At 70.2% G+C, this 14,914-nt stretch carries 17 protein-coding genes; 6 read left to right on the plus strand and 11 right to left on the minus strand.

Features of this window, described 5'->3' with window-relative positions; translation table 11 throughout:
* The first annotated feature begins 20 nt into the window (after positions 1–20).
* A complete protein-coding gene (locus A2790_RS03225) occupies positions 21–296 on the plus strand; it encodes a metal-sensitive transcriptional regulator (RefSeq protein ID WP_293387525.1) in 276 nt (91 codons plus the stop codon).
* A gap of 66 nt (positions 297–362) precedes the next feature.
* Here A2790_RS03225 and A2790_RS03230 read toward each other — a convergent pair whose 3' ends face one another.
* The 4 genes from A2790_RS03230 to A2790_RS03245 all read right to left on the minus strand — a co-directional run bounded on the left by A2790_RS03230 (position 363) and on the right by A2790_RS03245 (position 2,693).
* Entirely contained in the window at positions 363–1,202 is an 840-nt protein-coding gene (locus A2790_RS03230; protein ID WP_293387527.1) for a DUF3618 domain-containing protein, read from the minus strand.
* Complete coding sequence (locus A2790_RS03235) at positions 1,199–1,600, minus strand: phage holin family protein (protein ID WP_293387529.1); 402 nt, start codon at positions 1,598–1,600, stop codon at positions 1,199–1,201. The genes A2790_RS03230 and A2790_RS03235 overlap by 4 nt, the downstream gene beginning before the upstream one ends.
* Positions 1,601–1,603: 3 nt before the next feature.
* Positions 1,604–2,293, minus strand: coding sequence for a hypothetical protein (locus A2790_RS03240; RefSeq protein ID WP_293387531.1), 690 nt, complete (start codon positions 2,291–2,293; stop codon positions 1,604–1,606).
* A gap of 133 nt (positions 2,294–2,426) precedes the next feature.
* On the minus strand, positions 2,427–2,693 hold the full coding sequence (locus A2790_RS03245) for a hypothetical protein (RefSeq protein ID WP_293387533.1): 267 nt from the start codon (positions 2,691–2,693) through the stop codon (positions 2,427–2,429).
* Positions 2,694–2,807: 114 nt separating this feature from the next.
* Here A2790_RS03245 and A2790_RS03250 point away from each other — a divergent pair, with 114 nt between their 5' ends.
* Both A2790_RS03250 and A2790_RS03255 read left to right on the plus strand, forming a co-directional pair.
* Positions 2,808–4,460, plus strand: coding sequence for a M20/M25/M40 family metallo-hydrolase (locus A2790_RS03250; protein ID WP_293387535.1), 1,653 nt, complete (start codon positions 2,808–2,810; stop codon positions 4,458–4,460).
* Positions 4,461–4,528: 68 nt separating this feature from the next.
* Positions 4,529–4,924, plus strand: a complete 396-nt coding sequence (locus A2790_RS03255) for a hypothetical protein (protein ID WP_293387537.1) — start codon at positions 4,529–4,531, stop codon at positions 4,922–4,924.
* Here the strand turns inward: A2790_RS03255 and A2790_RS03260 are convergent.
* On the minus strand, positions 4,912–5,316 hold the full coding sequence (locus A2790_RS03260) for an EthD domain-containing protein (RefSeq protein ID WP_293387539.1): 405 nt from the start codon (positions 5,314–5,316) through the stop codon (positions 4,912–4,914). The genes A2790_RS03255 and A2790_RS03260 overlap by 13 nt on opposite strands.
* A 90-nt stretch (positions 5,317–5,406) precedes the next feature.
* On the opposite strand from A2790_RS03260, the gene A2790_RS03265 reads away from it, so the two are divergent.
* Both A2790_RS03265 and A2790_RS03270 read left to right on the plus strand, forming a co-directional pair.
* Positions 5,407–6,855, plus strand: coding sequence for an HWE histidine kinase domain-containing protein (locus A2790_RS03265; protein WP_293387541.1), 1,449 nt, complete (start codon positions 5,407–5,409; stop codon positions 6,853–6,855).
* Between the two features lie 567 nt (positions 6,856–7,422).
* The gene (locus tag A2790_RS03270) at positions 7,423–7,851 is read left to right on the plus strand and encodes a response regulator (RefSeq protein ID WP_293387542.1); all 429 of its coding nucleotides are present in this window, start codon (positions 7,423–7,425) and stop codon (positions 7,849–7,851) included.
* Between the two features lie 74 nt (positions 7,852–7,925).
* Here A2790_RS03270 and A2790_RS03275 read toward each other — a convergent pair whose 3' ends face one another.
* From A2790_RS03275 to A2790_RS03285, 3 genes are read right to left on the minus strand one after another with little or no spacing between them, the layout of a single operon-like run.
* Positions 7,926–8,552: a DUF4142 domain-containing protein gene (locus A2790_RS03275; protein ID WP_293387544.1), complete on the minus strand. Its 627-nt coding sequence runs from the start codon at positions 8,550–8,552 to the stop codon at positions 7,926–7,928.
* Positions 8,553–8,594: 42 nt separating this feature from the next.
* Positions 8,595–9,563: a pepsin/retropepsin-like aspartic protease family protein gene (locus A2790_RS03280; protein WP_293387546.1), complete on the minus strand. Its 969-nt coding sequence runs from the start codon at positions 9,561–9,563 to the stop codon at positions 8,595–8,597.
* Complete coding sequence (locus A2790_RS03285; protein WP_293387548.1) at positions 9,560–10,627, minus strand: beta-N-acetylglucosaminidase domain-containing protein; 1,068 nt, start codon at positions 10,625–10,627, stop codon at positions 9,560–9,562. Before A2790_RS03285 ends, A2790_RS03280 begins: the two co-directional genes overlap by 4 nt.
* Positions 10,628–10,704: 77 nt before the next feature.
* Between A2790_RS03285 and A2790_RS03290 the strand changes: the two genes are divergently transcribed.
* Positions 10,705–11,859 (plus strand): saccharopine dehydrogenase NADP-binding domain-containing protein, encoded by a 1,155-nt coding sequence (locus A2790_RS03290; RefSeq protein ID WP_293387550.1) that lies wholly within the window; start codon positions 10,705–10,707, stop codon positions 11,857–11,859.
* A 30-nt stretch (positions 11,860–11,889) separates the two neighbouring features.
* On the opposite strand, the gene A2790_RS03295 is transcribed toward A2790_RS03290, so the two are convergent.
* The 3 genes from A2790_RS03295 to radC all read right to left on the minus strand — a co-directional run bounded on the left by A2790_RS03295 (position 11,890) and on the right by radC (position 14,698).
* Positions 11,890–12,675: a 3-hydroxybutyrate dehydrogenase gene (locus tag A2790_RS03295; RefSeq protein ID WP_293387552.1), complete on the minus strand. Its 786-nt coding sequence runs from the start codon at positions 12,673–12,675 to the stop codon at positions 11,890–11,892.
* 39 nt (positions 12,676–12,714) lie between these two features.
* Positions 12,715–13,845: a patatin-like phospholipase family protein gene (locus A2790_RS03300; RefSeq protein ID WP_293387554.1), complete on the minus strand. Its 1,131-nt coding sequence runs from the start codon at positions 13,843–13,845 to the stop codon at positions 12,715–12,717.
* 112 nt (positions 13,846–13,957) lie between these two features.
* Positions 13,958–14,698, minus strand: a complete 741-nt coding sequence (gene radC, locus A2790_RS03305; RefSeq protein WP_293387556.1) for a DNA repair protein RadC — start codon at positions 14,696–14,698, stop codon at positions 13,958–13,960.
* Between the last annotated feature and the right edge of the window lie 216 nt (positions 14,699–14,914).

The following is a 14,914-nucleotide window of genomic DNA, read 5'->3' on the forward strand; positions in this document are numbered from 1 at the left end:
GTCGGCAGATGGAGCCCCTCATGGAACGCCAAGACAAGCCGCGCCTGCTGAACCGCCTGAACCGCGTCGAAGGGCAGGTTCGCGGGATCGCGCGGATGATCGAGGAGGACCGCTACTGCATCGACGTGCTGACGCAGATCCAGGCGGTGCGGGCGGCCCTGACCAAGGTCGAGACCGAGATGCTGCGCGAGCATCTCAGCCACTGCATCGAAGGCGCCATCGTTTCGGGCGACAAGGATCAGCAGCGGCAGAAGGCGTCCGAGCTGATCCAGCTGCTGGAGCGGACGAGCCGGTAGGCACAAAAAAGGGCGCGGACAGCGGCTGCCGTCCACGCCCTTCGAGGGTCCTGCGGGTCGCCCGACCTAGTGGGCGGGGCCCTGCAGTTCGTCCTTCACGGTCCGGGCGCCGGCTTCGGCGAGGGCCGAGGCCTTCTCGCGCAGGCTCGCGCCTTCGCCCTCCGGCCCGGTCTGACGGTGCAGTTCTTCCTTCACCTGGCCGTAGGCGCGCTGCGCGACGTCCTTGACGTCGTCCAGGGAGGCCTTGGCGCGGTCGGCCACCTTGCTGCGGGCGGGGCCAAAGTAGCGCCGCTCGGCCGGGGTGGAGGGCAGGGCCGCGCCGATGGCGGCGCCCACGGCCAGGCCGATGGCGCCGATCACGAGCGGCTCAGTGTCGAGCGTATCGTCGAACCGCTGGCGCGCCGCCCGGCCGTATTCGCCAGCCTTGTCCTGGGCGAGGTGGGCGTATTCGCCGACCTTGCCGCGGACGCCCGACACGCTGTCCGCGGCGTGATGCTGGGCGTCGGACAGCCGGGACTTGGCCCGCTCGGCGCTGTCGGCCAGCTTCGCCTTGGCGGCTTCGGCCTTGGCCTTCACCTTTGCGCGCAGGCTCTCGCCCTCGTCGTAGCCTTCGTAGGTGGGGTAGTAGCCTGACCCCTCATAGCCGACGGAGGCCGATTGGCGCCGGGTCTGGCTGATCGCCAGCCAGGCCACGCCCAAGCCGATCAGGGCGATGGGGATCGGGTTTTCCCGAAGCTGATCCACCGCCGTCGTCAGCACCTTGTTGCTCGCGCCGCCCATCATCCTCGTCGCCTCGTCAAACATTTCCCGGGGTTGCATCTTGTCCTTGAGCGCCTCGACCGTCTGGTCGATCCGCCCGCGCGTTTCCTCGACTTCGAGCTCGAGCTCGGCTGCCGTCTTGGTCATCGGGTGGTCCCCTTCATGAGTTGCGCGTCCTTCTTGAGCTGCCGGGCGGTGCGATCAGGCTTCATTCCGCTGAGCGAGACGGCCTTCATCCCGGCCCGGACGAGCAGGGCGCCCACGGCCGCCACGGCGAGGCCGACGATCAGCGCCGCCCAGATCGGATCCATGAACTTGGACAGGGCCAGCACCAGCGCCTGTAGAAGCACCAGCAGGGCGGCGATGAGCAGCAGCCCGCCGGCCGCGATGTCGGCGACCGCCTTGCCCGCCGCGTTGAGCTTCTCGGAGAGCTCGGCCCGGACCAGCTCCGATTCCTTGCGCACCAGAGCCGCGAGGTCGACGCCAAGCTGGCCGATCAGGTCGGTAAGGCCGCGAGACTCCCGCGTTGGAGAGGTCCCGTCCATGGTCTACCGGCCCCCGGTGTGCGGCGAGGTGATGGCGTCCTGCTCGCCGACGCCCGACATCCCGTCGTCCGGGCCGCCATCCAGGGAGCTGTCACCCGCCAGGCCGATGGACGATTCCGTCGTGGGCTCCGTGGCTTCCAGGCTTCCCATGTTCTGGGCGATGGAGCTGTCGATGCCGGCGTCCTGCGGTGCGGCCAGCGGGCCGGCGTAGGGGTCCGTCTCGGCGAGTTCGAGAGGTTCAGGCTGGAAGTCGGCTCCGGCCGCGTGCGGCTCGGACGCACGCGCGAACCGCCCGACGGCGAGGCCCACCAGGACGGCCCCACCGATGAAGGCCGCTGGGTTCTTTCGGCCGAAGTCGCGGACGGCGTTCAGTAGGTCGCCCGGCTCCTTGTCGGCAAGGCTGCGGGAGAGGCTTTCCAGCCCGTCAGCGGCCTGCTGGACCAGCCGGGAGGCGGGGCTGTGGTCGGCGCCCGCCAACTCGTCGCCAGCGCGACGAACGGCGTTGGCGAAGTCGCCGAGGGTCCGGGCGCCGGCCTGCGTGCCCTTCTGAGCCTCGGCCTTCACGCGCTCCTGGGCCACGCTGGCGAAGGACTGGGCTTCGGCCTTCAGCGCGTGGCCGGCCTGGCCGACGAGTTCCTTAGCCTGGTCCTTTCGGCGGGCCGTTCCGGTGGCGCCGGTGTCGAGGTCGGTCATCTGTTTCTCCCCATGCAGGCACGGGGCGGCCCGTCCGGACCGCCGCTTCGGGGGCCTAAACGCAGGAGACGGCGTTCGGTGGCGTCGCGACGACGCGAAACTTCAGTTTTTCAAGGGAAAGTCGGCCGGCGGCCTAGCGACGGCCTCGCCGCCACATCACAGCCACCCCGATCGCCACGCCGACCATCAGGCCTGCCGCCCCCATGGCCAGGGCCTCGCGGTCCATGGCGGCAGCGATGCGGAGGCGGGTGCGGCGAGACAGGGCGCGCAGGCTCAGGCCGTCGTCGTCGTAGCCTTCGTAGATGTCGTAGTGGCCTGCGAGCCGCTCGGGCTTCACCACGTCCGGCGTCGGCGCGTCGCGGCCAGCCATCTTGCGCATGGAATTGTCGAACACACCCATCCGTCGCACCCTAATCTCTCGCCGCGTCTTAGAGCGCCGCGCTTTGTCCTTGTCACCCGCCTATCGTGTCAAACCGAAGGCAAGCGCCGCAATCCATTCTATAGAGGATGTATGATGCGTACCTTTACCGGCCTAGCCCTGGCCGCCTCATTCTTCGCCACGACCGCTGCCGCTCAGGAGATCTCGGCGCAGCGCCTCTCGGACATCACCCGCGAACTGGCCTCCGAAGCCTACGCCGGGCGCGGCCCGGGCGGGCCCGGGGAGCAGAAGACGGTCGACTTCATCGTCGCCCAGTTCAAGGCCCTGGGCCTGACGCCGGCCGGCGACGACGGGAGGTGGACCCAAGCCGTGCCGCTGTGGCGCTACCAGACCCAGCCGGGCGGAACCTTCACCCTGACGGCCGCCGGACAGTCGAAGGCGCTGCACGAGCAGACGGACCTGCGGATCGAGACCCAGCGGCCGGTGGAGCGGGTGGTGATCGAGGCCGCGCCGCTGGTGTTCGTGGGCTATGGCGTGACGGCCCCCGAGCGCGGCTGGGACGACTTCAAGGGCGTGGACCTGAAGGGAAGGATCGCCCTGGTCCTGATCAACGACCCGGACTTCGAGGCGACGCCGCAGGATGCGGTGTCCGGCAAGTTCGGCGGCAAGGCGGCGACCTTCTACGCGCGCTGGGTCTACAAGTACGAGGAGGCCGTGCGGCGCGGGGCGCTGGGCGTCCTGATCGTGCATGAGACGGCCGGTGCGGCCTATGGCTGGAACACGGTCGTGGCCTCGAACGGCGAGAGCTTCGACGTGGTCCGCCCCGATCCGGCGCGGGACAAGCTGCTGCTGCAGGGCTGGATCCAGCGCGACCTGACGGTGCAGCTGTTCAAGGACGTCGGGCTGGACTTCGAGGCGGAGAAGGCGCGCGCCAAGACCGCAGCGTTCCGGCCGGTGGCGCTGAAGGGCGCGACGTTCTCGGCCGACTACCGCAACAGCTTCACGGCCCTGAAGAGCCAGAACGTGCTGGCCAAGATCACCGGTACGAAGCGTCCGCAGGAGAGCCTGCTCTACGCCGCCCATTGGGATGCCTACGGCGTCGATCCTGCCGATCCCACGGGCAAGGTGATCCGGCCGGGCGCCGTGGACGATGCGGTGGGGGTCGCCGGCGTGATCGAGACGGCGCGCGCCTTCAAGGCGGGGCCCCCGCCCGAGCGCACGGTGGTCTTCGCGGCCTGGACGGCCGAGGAGCGCGGCCTGCTGGGCAGCGAATACTACGCCCAGCGCCACGAGGGCGATCTGGCGCGGATGGTGGCCAACTACACCTACGACGTGCTGCAAACGGGCGGACCGGCCCGGGACGTGGTGCTGGTGGGCTCCGGGCAGAACGAATTGGAGGCCCACCTGGCGAAGGTGGCGGCCAGGCACGGCCGGACGATCACGCCGGACCCGCGACCGGAGCGCGCGCTGTTCTACCGCGCCGATCACTTCTCGGTCGCTAAGCGAGGGGTGCCGACCGTGCTGTTCATGGGCATGAGCGGCGGCGCCGACCTCGTGAACGGGGGCCGCGCGGCGGGCGATCGTTGGGTCGAGGACTACACCGCCCGCTGCTATCACCAGACCTGCGACGTCTGGGCGCCGGAACAAGACTATCGCGGCGCGGCGCAGGACGTGACGCTGGCCTTCGAGGCCGGCCGCGAACTGGCCAACTCCCGCCTCTGGCCAGATTGGAACGCCACCTCGGAGTTCAAGCCGGTCCGGGCGAAATCGGCGGCCGCACGGCGGTAGCTGACCGGCGCGTTCAGGCACGGTTCAGGGTGAACGCGCGTTAGTGCCTTCAATTCAGGAGGCATTTCATGCGCAAGGTCATCACTACCGCCCTGGCCGCCGTGACCGCCGCCGGCGCCGTCCTGGCGACCGCGGCGCCCGCCCAGGCGGACCGCTATCGTCATCACCGCCATCGGGACAACGACGACGCCGTGGCCGCCGCCGTCCTGGGCGGCGTCGCCGGCCTGGCCCTGGGCGCGGCCCTGTCCAGCAACCGCGACCGCAACCGCGGCTACTATTCCAACGGCTATTCGTACGACCCGCGCTACGAGCGCTACCGCGGCGGCTACTACCGCGACAGCTATTACGGTGGCCGGCCGTACGCCCGCTATGATCGCCCCTACCGGACTTGCGTGACCCGCGATCGCGTCTGGGATCCCTACATCGGGCGCCGCGTGACCATCGAGCGTCGCTACGCCTGCTGAGGCTGGCCCACCACCACCCGTTCCTGACCCCACCAAAGCGGTGAGCGGGACAGGTCGATGAACCGCTTCTCGTCCTCGAGCAGCAATACGGCCGCCGCCTGGGCCTCCGGGCGGCGGCCGTTCTGCGCCATGGCCTCCAGGCTGTCGAACCACAGCTCGGCCACGCCGTCGAAGTCGGGCGGCGCCTCGCGGCTGGCGCGGATGCCCGCGCTCACGTCGGCGGGCAGGCTGTGAGTCAGGACGTAGCGCCGGATCTGGAGGACCTCGGCCACGCTGGCCACCAGCGGCCCGTGGGTATCGTACCAACACTTCTGAAATTCGGCGCGGCTGAGGGACGCCAGCCGGACGAGACAGATGTGAGTTTGATCATGGCGATACGCCTCCCGACTCAACCATAACAGGCGAACGGCGCTCGCCAGAACCCTAGGCTCAGGCTAGGTTCGAGGGGGTCGGACAGGGCTGGAGGCTAGGGGGCGCGGACAATGTCCGACGAGCTCAGAAGCGAGAACGCGCGCCTGGCGGCCCGCGTGGCGGAGCTGGAGGCCCAGCTCGCCGCCAAGCCGCCCATCGATCGCGCCAGCCTCTATCGCATGACCGACAACGCCCCCTGGGGCGTGCTCGCCGTCAACAGCGACGGCGGCGTCGACTACGCCAACCCCGCCTTCCAGCGCTGGATGATGCGGACCGTCCCGGCCACTGGCGAGCGCCTGGCCGACGCCATCTGCCCCCCATTGCTGGCGCGGCTGGAGGCGCCCCTCGCGGGGGCCTTGGGCGGGGAGGCGCACGAGGCCGAGCTCTCGGTCGAGGATGCGGCGGGCGAAAGGCGCGACGCCCGGATCTTCGTCGTGCCTCGCGGCGGCGGACGCAACGCCGTCACTGGCGCGGTGGTCAGCCTCTACGACGTCACCGACACCCAGGCCCTGGACCGCACGGTGCGGGAGAACGAGGCGCGGCTGAGCCATATCAACGCCGTCGCGCCGACCGCGAACTACATCTACGACTTCCAGGCTGGCGGGCCGGCCTGGGCGGCCGGGCGCGCGGAGGGCGTTTACGGCTATTCCGCGGTCGAGCTCATGGCTGGCGGCGGCGAACTGATCCGCTCCCTGATCCATCCGGACGACTTCCCGAAGATCGCCGAGCGCCTGAAGCGACTCACCGCCGGCGCCGACGGCGACGTGCAGGAGTTCGAGCTGCGGGTCCGGCGGCGGGACGGGGGCTATCGGTGGGTGCTGGACCGGGCCGTGGCCTTCGAGCGGAACGCGGAGGGCCGGGTGATCAAGACGCTGAGTGCGGCGCTCGACATCGACGAGCGCAAGCGCGCCGAGGAGCGCCGCACGCTGCTCATCAACGAGCTGAACCACCGGGTGAAGAACACCCTGGCCTCGGTGCAGTCGATCGCCCGCCAGACCCTCCGTTCGGCCCACACGCCGGAGGAGATGGTGGAGATCTTCACCGGCCGCCTGATGGCGCTGGCCTCGGCCCACGACGTGCTCACGCGCGAAAACTGGGAGGGCGCGGGGCTGCGGAAGATCGTCGAGGTGGCGCTGGCGCCCTTCGACGCGGCGCGGGTCTTGCGCGGCGGGCCCGACGTGCGGCTGGACGCCCGCGCGGCGCTTGCGCTGGGCATGGCGCTGCACGAACTCGCCACCAACGCCTCGAAGTATGGGGCGCTGTCCAACGAGGCCGGCCAGGTGCGGGTGTCGTGGGAGATCCGGGCGGGCGGTCCGGCGTCGGTGCTGGCGCTGGAATGGCGCGAGGAGGGCGGTCCGCCGGTAGTCCCGCCCAAGCGCCGCGGGTTCGGCTCGCGCCTGCTCACCCAGGGCGTCCGCAGCGAACTGGGCGGATCCGCCGACGTGGAGTTCGCGCCGGGCGGCGTCGTGTGCCGGATCACGGCGCCGCTGGAGACCACGCCCATCCTCGCCCTGGCCTGATCGCAACCCGGCCTCCGCAATATCGCCACAGAGTCCCGCGAAACGTAGTTGACGGCGAGGAGTCCAGTAATTACTAAACATGCAGGAACTGGATTCACGAGACCTCGCCACCCGGAGGGCCCAGCGGCCGCCCCAGCCGCTTTCCGCCTCTTCCGCGACCAAACCTCCCCCCTGAGTGCGGAGATCCGGGTGGCGAGCCCCCAACTGCTTGGAGAAGCCTGATGCGCGTCCGATATGCCATCCGCTGGTCCCGGCTCACCGAGACGCTGGCCATGGCTGCGTCGGCTGCAGGGCTGATCGCCGTGGTCGCCCGACTGGTCTAGAACGGGCCAAGAAGAGGCGTACGAAGTCGTCACGCCTTAACCATCGAAGTCTGCAACCGGGACGCGATTGCCGTGGCGGAAGCTTACGGCGAGGGCGTGCGCGGCCGCCGCAGATCTCAAGAGGCGTAGAATTCGGCGCGGTTAACGCGGATTCAGTACGTCTGTCAGTCTTACCTTAAATTCCCATCGCCAGATTCGCGGCGTAGTCGGGCGCATTCCCGGCGCCGCTCCGCGGAGCTCCACCGTGCCGGACACCCCGGTCGATTTCGGCAGGCCCCTGAAGGTTCTGCATGTCGACGACGACCCGATGAACCTGCGCGTGGTCCAGGAGATCCTGGGTGCGTTCGGTCATGACGCGGTGATGGCCTGCTCGGGGCAGGAGGCCCTAGAGCGGCTCGCGGTCGAGGCGTTCGACATCATGCTGCTCGACATCCACATGCCGGGGATGACGGGAGTGGACGTGATCGAGCGCCTGCGCAGCTCCAGCGGGCCGGAACGCGACATCCCGGTCATCGCCCTCACCGCCGACGTCTATTCGCGGCGGCCGGCCGAGTACGTGGCCCTGGGCTTTAACGACTTCGTCTCGAAGCCGATCCTGGTCTCCGGCCTAATGGCGACCATCAAGCGCTGCGTCGCAGCGCCCCGCGCAACGGCCCTCAGCCGCGCGAGCTAGATCGCGCCGACGGCGACCCCAAAAGCAAAACGCCCGCCGTCGCCGGCGGGCGTCGCTGTGTCCGGAGGGGCCGGCTACTTCTTAGCCGGCGCCGCGGCAGGCTCGGCCTGCAGGGACTTCACCTTGTCCAGATGGGCCTGGACCTTGGGCACGGCCTTGGCGGCCGCGGCCTTGAGGCCCGCATCGTCGCCGTTGTCGGCGTAGCCCTGCATCAGGGTCAGGGTCTCGCTGTGAGCGGCTTCCTGCTGGGCGAGGTAAGTCTTGTCGAAGTCCGCGGCCGAGGCGGCGTTGAGGTTGTCGATCAGGCCCTTGCGGCGCTCGTCGAGGCCGGTCGGCGCGGTCTTGCCGGCGGCGGTGATGAGCGGCTTCATCTCGTTGGTCATCGCCGTGTGTTCGGTGACCATCATCTTGCCGAAGTCCTTCACGCCCTGGGACTGGCCCTTCTTCTGGGCGATCTGGCCGGCCTGGATCTCGTACATGTCGCCGATGGCGGCGTTGGTGACGAAGGCGTCAGTGGACACCTGGCCCACGGTCGCGGCCGCAGTGGCCCCGACGGCCGCGGAGGTGGCGTCCTGGGCGGCGTTGACCGCTTCGTTCGAGGTGCCGGGGTCTGCGGCGGTCGCGGTCTCGTCCTTCTGCTGGCAGGCGGCGAGCGACATCGCGGTTACGGCGGCGGCCGCAAGCATCATGGCGCGTTTCATGGAGGCTCTCCCTTGAGGCGTGGTGGAGGGCCAAACGGCCCGTTAGCCAAGGGGTTCCGGCATCGGCACAATGATTAGTCCGGACCGGGCCAGGAACATCCGCTGGCCCGCGAGGTCGAGGGACAGGCGGAACTGCCGGAACAGCCCCGTCCCCAGGAGGCCCGCGGGCGCCGGGGCGTTGGCGGCCGGGGTATAGACCTGGACCTCGGCGTCGCGCAGCGTCATGCCGGCCAGCCGGACCGTCCGTGCCGTGACCATGCGGTCCAGGCTCAATCCCCCCAGGCTGACGGAATGTGCCGAGCTCACGCGGCGGCCAGGGGCCAGCAGGCCGGCGTCCTCGGCCGCCGGCGCCGACAGGGCCAGGACGCCGCTGGCGCCGGTGTCCACCAGGACGTCGAGGGGCGGGGCGTCCTCGATATGGACGGCGACCATCGGGGCGCCCCCCTCGAGCCGCAGCGGAACCTGGATGGCGTCGCGGGGCGGGCGATGGGCGTGCCGCGCCAGAAAGCGCGCGCGGGCCCGCGGAAAATCCGCCTCGACCACCATGTGGCGCAGGACGTCGCGGCCGATCAGCAGCTGGAAGTCGCGGCCCGTGGCGGCCGAGATGGCGGCGAGATCCAGCGCCGCCGCCCGCAGCCGCGGGATGTGGAGACCGGGAAGGGCGAGGTCCAGGCGGACGGTGTGGGTCAGGCTGGGCCCGCCGCTGACCCCGTAGGCCAGGATCGGCGCGGCCACCGTGCGCGGCAGCTCCAGGCGCTGGGCCAGAGCGCGGTCGACGGCCGAGAACTGGGCGCCGGAATCGACCACCGCCCGGATGGGCGCGCCGTTTACCGTCACGGCGATGTCGATCAGGCCGCCCCGGGCAGGCAGCGGCTGCCACGGCGTGTCGCGGCCGTTGGCGAAGCGGGGCTCCAGTGGCGGCCAGGGCAGGCGGTCGCGCACGAGGAACAGCGCCCCGCCCGCGGCCCCGAGCAGGCCGAGACGCGAAAGAAGGCCGCGCCGGCTGATCACTGGGTCTGCAACTCCTCGGCCCCGATGGCGAAGGCGCCGTCCAGCCAGGCCAGGATCTCGCGGGCCGCCGGATGGTCGAAGGCGGCGAACCGGGCGTGCAGGCGGGCCTTCTGCTCCGGGGTGATCCCGTCCAAGCCCGCGTCTTCCAACAGGAGCAGGGTGCGTTCGACCCCGTCCGCCAAGTCCGGCCCGAGGACCGCGACCGCCGCGCGGCGGAAGGCGGCGAGGTACTGGTAGTCCGCTCCGTCCCGGTAGCTCTCCGCCAGGGTCAGGGCGGGGATCTGCGACAGCACGGCCTGGGAGGCGGTGTTGATCCCGTGGGCCGCGATGTGCGGGCCGATGGTCGACGGGCGGCCGGTGAAGGCCCGCAGGTGCAGGTGGCGGCTCATTCGCGGGCCGTCGTTGACCGGATAGTTGTCCCAGAGGAACGGCTTGCGACGCATCTGTTCGGTCACGCGGGCCAGGTGGCCGGCGGAGAACTCGCGCGCGCAGACCTCCTCGCCGGTCCACATGATCTGGATGGCGGGGTCGAGGCCGGCGCCCAGGTCCTCCAGATAGTTCGCGGGTCGCTGGCCGAAGACGCGATCCAGCACCGGATCGTCCGTGTAGTAGCTGGGGCAGGCGATGACCCGGGCGGCCGTGCTGCGCTCGGCGATCCAGTGGACGATCTCGACCTGGCGCTCGGCCAGGTCCGGCAGGTCGCCCTTCATGTCGTCGAAGAAGACGCCAAGGTCGGCGAGGCCCAAGCTGTCGAGCTGGCCGAGCTTGGCGGCCAGCGCCGCCTTCGCCTCGGCGTCGAAACCGAGGAAGAGCTCGTAAGGGCTGAGACCGATCCCGAACCGCACCCCCGCCTGACGGCAGACATCGGCGAAGGCGGCCAGCGCCTGCAGCTCGGCGTCGGGGTAGGGCTCGCGCCAGCGGCGGCGCAGATGGGCGTCGGCCTTGGGCGCATAGAGGTAGAAGCCGTAGCCGGCGGGGGCGAGTGCGCGGACCAGGCTCGCCCGTTCCTCCCAGGAATAGGGCCGGCCGAAGAAGCCCTCGATGATGCCGAGCTCGGGTGTCATGGTCCCCTGATAACGGACCCGGTTGCGAGCACGATGTAAATTTGTAAGGTCCGCGCCAGCAAATCGAGGAAGCGCCCATGAACCCTAACGCCGAGTTCGACATCATCGTCTATGGCGCCACCGGCTACACCGGCCGCCTGGTGGCCGAGCACCTGGCGCAGCGCTACGGCGTGGGCGGCGAGGTGAAGTGGGCCATGGCGGGCCGCTCCGCCGACAAGCTGGCGCAGGTTCGCGACGAGATCGCCGCCCCCAAGGACACTCCGCTGGTGGTCGCCGATGCGAGCGATGCGGCGCAGCTCAAGGCCATGGTGGGCCGGGCGAAGGCAATCATCACCACGGTCGGCCCCTACCAGCTCTATGGCTCGGACCTGGTGGCGGCCTGCGCGGCGGCGGGGACCGACTATCTGGACCTCTGCGGCGAGCCCAACTGGATGCGCCGGATGATCGACGCGCACGATGCAGCGGCCAAGGCCTCGGGCGCGCGGATTCTGTTCTCGTGCGGCTTCGATTCCATCCCGTTCGAACTGGGCGTCTACTTCACCCAGGAAGCCGCCAAGGCGAAGCTGGGCGCGCCTGCGCCGCGGGTGAAGGGTCGGGTGCGCGGCATGCAGGGCGGCCTGTCGGGCGGCACCGCGGCCAGCGGGGCGGCCACCATGGCCTCGATCCAGAAGGACCCGTCGCAACTGGCGGTGATGATGAGCCCGTTCGGCCTGACCCCCGGCTTCGAGGGGCCAGCCCAGCCGCCGGGCACGGCCGCCGGCGACGATCCCGACGTGGGGCCGGTGGCGCCGTTCATGATGGCGATCATCAACACCAAGAACGTGCACCGCTCGAACCTCCTGATGGGGCACGCCTACGGCAAGGACTTCGTCTACGACGAGATGGTGATGGGCGCGCCGGGCGCGGGCGGCCCGGGCTTCACCGACCTGGGCAGCCTGCCGGGCGGCGGGCCGAAGCCGGGCGAAGGGCCGACCAAGGAAGAGCGCGAGGCGGGCTTCTACGACGTGCTGTTCGTGGCCACCGGCGCCGACGGGCGGCAGGTGCGCGCTTCGGTGAAGGGCGACAAGGACCCGGGCTACGGCTCGACGTCCAAGATGCTGGCCGAGACGGCGATCGCGCTGGTGAACGCTCCCGATGTGAAGGGCGGGATCTGGACCCCTGGCGCGGCTCTGCAGGGCCGGCTGGTCGACCGCCTGCAGCAACACGCGGGGCTGACGTTTACGGTGGAGTAGGCCGGGCCGGTGAGCGGGGGCGCGGCCCCGCTAGGCCGCCGTCCACCCGCCGTCGATGGAGAGGTTGGCGCCGGTGATCTGGCTGGCGGCGTCCGAGCAGAGGTAGACGGCGAGCGAGGCCACCTGGTCGACGGTGACGAACTGCTTGGTGGGCTGGGCCTCCAAGAGGACGTCGCTGATCACCTGTTCCTTGGTCAGGCCGCGGGCCGCCATGGTGTCGGGGATCTGCTTTTCCACCAGCGGCGTCCAGACGTAGCCGGGGCTGATGCAGTTCACCGTGACGCCGTGGGTGGCGACCTCGAGCGCTGCGGTCTTGGTCAGGCCGGCGATGCCGTGCTTGGCGGCGACGTAGGCGGACTTGAACGGCGAGGCCACAAGGCTGTGGGCCGAGGCCGTGGAGATGATCCGGCCCCACTTGCGCGCCTTCATCCCCGGGATCGCCGCGCGCATGGCATGGAAGGCGGACGACAGGTTGATGGCCAGGATCTGGTTCCACTTGTCGACCGGGAACTCGTCGATCGGCGAGACGTGCTGGATGCCGGCGTTGTTCACCAGAATGTCCAGCGAGCCGAAGTCCGCCTCGGCCTTGGCGATCATGGCGGCGATGGCCTCGCCGTCGGTCATGTCGGCCCCGTCGTAGGCGGCGCGCACGCCGAAATCCGCCTCGATCTTGGCCCGCTCGGCCTCGATGGCCGCCGGGTCGCCGAAGCCGTTGATCACGACGTTGGCGCCCTGTTCGGCGAAGGCGCGGGCGATGGCCAGGCCGATGCCGCTGGTCGAGCCGGTGACGAGGGCGGTCTTGGCTTGCAGGGACATGGCGGGCTCCGTCTGGCTATTGTGCAGTGCAGCGAAGCCTCATGGCGGATTTACGCCCGGTCGTCCATCGCCGGTGAGGTCGTAGGTGGCCACGCCTGGCCGTTCCGGCAGGGCCAGCGCCTCGCAGCGGCCGAGGGTGCGCCGGACATCCGCCAGGCCCGCGCGCCAGTGCTCCTGCATGGTGACGCGCGAGAACTCGTAGTCCTTGGAGTTCCCCTCGTAGAGCTTGGCCCGGTAGATCAGCTGCACGATGGCGATGCGGTTCTCCTGGGCGAAGGCGTGCAGGAGCGCGACGTCTTCCGGCCCGTCGAAGTCGTGCGGCAGACGGGCCAGCAGCCGCTGCAGCGCGGCCTTGGCGTTCTGCAGGCGGGCTTGAACGTCGGTGTTGAGCCGGGTGCGGCTGGAGAAGCGGATGTCCTTCTCGCGTTCCGCGGCTTCCAAGAGGGTCTTGGGCATGTCGCCGCGGGCGCTGAACAGGTCCACCTGGAAGATCAGCAGGTTGCGGTCCCCGGCCTCGTCCAGCACGTAGTGCAGCGGGGTGTTGGAGACGATGCCGCCGTCCCAGTAGTGCTCGCCGTCGATCTCTACCGGCGGGAAGCCGGGCGGCAGGGCGCCCGAGGCCATGATGTGTTCCGGCCGGATGCGGCAGTGGGTGTTGTCGAAATAGGCGAAGTTGCCGGTACGGACGTTCACGGCGCCGACGCTGAACCGCATGTCGCCGGAGTTTATGCGGTCGAAATCGACCATCTCCTCCAGCGTCGCCCTCAGCGGGGCGGTGTCGTAGAGGCTGATCGCCTGCGGCGCGCCGGGCGGATAGAGGATCGCCGGGGGCACGCGTGGCGTGAAGAAGCCCGGCACCCCGAACGCGGCGATCCAGGTGGCGGCCACCTCGTTCCAATAGGCGCGCAGATGCTCATTGGAGGGCGCATGCGGCGCCGGCGCGGCGGACGATACCAGGCGCCAGAAGGCGTCCAGCTGCTCGTGGCGCTTCTCGGGCGGGTTGCCGGCGATCAGGGCTGCGTTGATGGCGCCGATCGAGATGCCGGCCACCCAACCCGGCTGGAGGCCGGCCTCCTCCAGGCCCTGGACGACGCCGGCCTGATAGGATCCCAGCGCGCCACCGCCCTGCAGCACCAGCACGCGGTCGCATTCGGCAGCGGTGATCGTCATGGCGCGCTCCGCATCGGGCGCCCATCGCACCCCGCGACGCCGCTGTGCGCAAGAGGCGAGGCGGGACTGTGGCGGTTACGGCGGGCGCGTGCGCAAAAACGCGCCCGGCGTCTCACATCAGGCCGAGGGCCTTGAAGCTGGCCACGCCGTCGCGACCGACCACCAGATGGTCGTGGATGGCGATGCGCAGAGGGCGGACCGCCTCGACGATCTGGCGGGTCATGTCCACGTCGGCGCTGGAGGGCGTTGGATCGCCTGAGGGGTGGTTGTGCACGAGAATCAGGGCGCTGGCCGAAAGCTCCAGCGCCCGGCGGGCCACTTCGCGGGGATAGACCGGGGCGTGATCGACGGTGCCGCGGTTCATGACCTCGTCAGCGATCAGCTGGTTCTTCTTGTCGAGGAAGAGGACGCGGAATTGCTCGCGCGCCTCATGCGCCAGGGCCGTCTTCACATAGGCCAGCAGTGCGGCCCACGACGAGATCACCGGCCGACGGACGACCTGTTCACGGGCCGTCCGCAGCGAGATCTCGTGCTGCAGCTTTAGGTCCAGGGCCACCGCCTCGCCGACGCCGGCCACGGTGCGCAGCTCGTCGGCCGTGGCGCCCAGCACGCCGCCCAGCGAACCGAAGCGGGCCAGGAGCTGCTTGGCCAGCGGCTTGACGTCGCCGCGCGGGATCGTCCGGAAGAGCAGCAGCTCCAGCACCTCGTAGTCGGGCAGGGCCGCCAAGCCGCCCGCCACGGCGCGCTCGCGCAGCCGCTCGCGATGGCCGGCGTAGTGCGGCTTGGGCGCCGGCGCCGGGCGCCAGAGCTGGGCCTGGGGCGAAGCGTCCTCGACGGAGAAGGGGCGGGCCATGACGCGTCAATGTTCCGCAATTGTTCGCGCAATGCAAGGCCAAGCTAGACGCCCCCGATCGGGGGAGGCCGCTGCGGCGCCGGCGTTGCAAGGTTCGTCCCGGGATGGAGGGGACGATGAAAATCGGGACGCTGATCGGTGTGCTGGCGGTGGCCGCGCTGGTGATGACCCTGGTGCTGGTGGGACCGGATCAGGCCACGGAGCTGGCCTACCTCG

The organism is Phenylobacterium sp. RIFCSPHIGHO2_01_FULL_69_31, from assembly GCF_001824475.1.
Classification (GTDB): domain Bacteria; phylum Pseudomonadota; class Alphaproteobacteria; order Caulobacterales; family Caulobacteraceae; genus Phenylobacterium.

What these genes read in the sequence shown, in the direction of transcription:
- A2790_RS03225 (WP_293387525.1), top strand. Translation starts at nt 21, where the DNA reads ATGGAACGCCAAGACAAGCCGCGCCTGCTGAACCGCCTGAACCGCGTC.
- A2790_RS03230 (WP_293387527.1), bottom strand. Translation starts at nt 1,202, where the DNA reads ATGACCAAGACGGCAGCCGAGCTCGAGCTCGAAGTCGAGGAAACGCGC.
- A2790_RS03235 (WP_293387529.1), bottom strand. Translation starts at nt 1,600, where the DNA reads ATGGACGGGACCTCTCCAACGCGGGAGTCTCGCGGCCTTACCGACCTG.
- A2790_RS03240 (WP_293387531.1), bottom strand. Translation starts at nt 2,293, where the DNA reads ATGACCGACCTCGACACCGGCGCCACCGGAACGGCCCGCCGAAAGGAC.
- A2790_RS03245 (WP_293387533.1), bottom strand. Translation starts at nt 2,693, where the DNA reads ATGGGTGTGTTCGACAATTCCATGCGCAAGATGGCTGGCCGCGACGCG.
- A2790_RS03250 (WP_293387535.1), top strand. Translation starts at nt 2,808, where the DNA reads ATGCGTACCTTTACCGGCCTAGCCCTGGCCGCCTCATTCTTCGCCACG.
- A2790_RS03255 (WP_293387537.1), top strand. Translation starts at nt 4,529, where the DNA reads ATGCGCAAGGTCATCACTACCGCCCTGGCCGCCGTGACCGCCGCCGGC.
- A2790_RS03265 (WP_293387541.1), top strand. Translation starts at nt 5,407, where the DNA reads ATGTCCGACGAGCTCAGAAGCGAGAACGCGCGCCTGGCGGCCCGCGTG.
- A2790_RS03275 (WP_293387544.1), bottom strand. Translation starts at nt 8,552, where the DNA reads ATGAAACGCGCCATGATGCTTGCGGCCGCCGCCGTAACCGCGATGTCG.
- A2790_RS03285 (WP_293387548.1), bottom strand. Translation starts at nt 10,627, where the DNA reads ATGACACCCGAGCTCGGCATCATCGAGGGCTTCTTCGGCCGGCCCTAT.
- A2790_RS03290 (WP_293387550.1), top strand. Translation starts at nt 10,705, where the DNA reads ATGAACCCTAACGCCGAGTTCGACATCATCGTCTATGGCGCCACCGGC.
- A2790_RS03295 (WP_293387552.1), bottom strand. Translation starts at nt 12,675, where the DNA reads ATGTCCCTGCAAGCCAAGACCGCCCTCGTCACCGGCTCGACCAGCGGC.
- A2790_RS03300 (WP_293387554.1), bottom strand. Translation starts at nt 13,845, where the DNA reads ATGACGATCACCGCTGCCGAATGCGACCGCGTGCTGGTGCTGCAGGGC.
- radC (WP_293387556.1), bottom strand. Translation starts at nt 14,698, where the DNA reads ATGGCCCGCCCCTTCTCCGTCGAGGACGCTTCGCCCCAGGCCCAGCTC.